Origin of the sequence: Endozoicomonas atrinae, assembly GCF_001647025.1 — a bacterium.
Classification (GTDB): domain Bacteria; phylum Pseudomonadota; class Gammaproteobacteria; order Pseudomonadales; family Endozoicomonadaceae; genus Endozoicomonas; species Endozoicomonas atrinae.
The window spans coordinates 1-390 of record NZ_LUKQ02000808.1; the positions used below are offsets into that span (position 1 = coordinate 1).

The following is a 390-nucleotide window of genomic DNA, read 5'->3' on the forward strand; positions in this document are numbered from 1 at the left end:
GCTCATCCAGATCGCTGGCGATGGCCTGCTTCTGCAGTGCCGCTTCGCTGGCTTTGATGGCGGTCTCTTTCTCGGAAAAAGAGGCTTCCCGGTCTTTCAGGGCTTGCTCTTTCACTTCCAGGTCAGCTTTTAGCTGCTTCAGTTCTTCTTCGGTCATTGCGGTTCCTTCCGGGGGCTGCTGTGATGGTGACTTCTGTGATGGTGAGTTGTGTTCTGAAAAGGCAGGCGACGGTGTGTTGCTGTCTTCGTTCATCGCTCGGCGAGCACTGTCTTCAAGGTCTTCAATCGACCAGGTGGGCAGTATGTTGTCGGCCTCTTCCTTACTGAATTTGTCGATCAGAAACTCTCGTAACTTGCGGAACAGTCCAGCGATGTTACTGGTGTCCCAAG

At 53.3% G+C, this 390-nt stretch carries 1 protein-coding gene; it reads right to left on the reverse strand.

What is annotated here, in order from left to right:
• Positions 1-390: hypothetical protein (locus AK963_RS34540; protein ID WP_202969987.1), on the reverse strand; the 390-nt coding region annotated here is incomplete at both ends.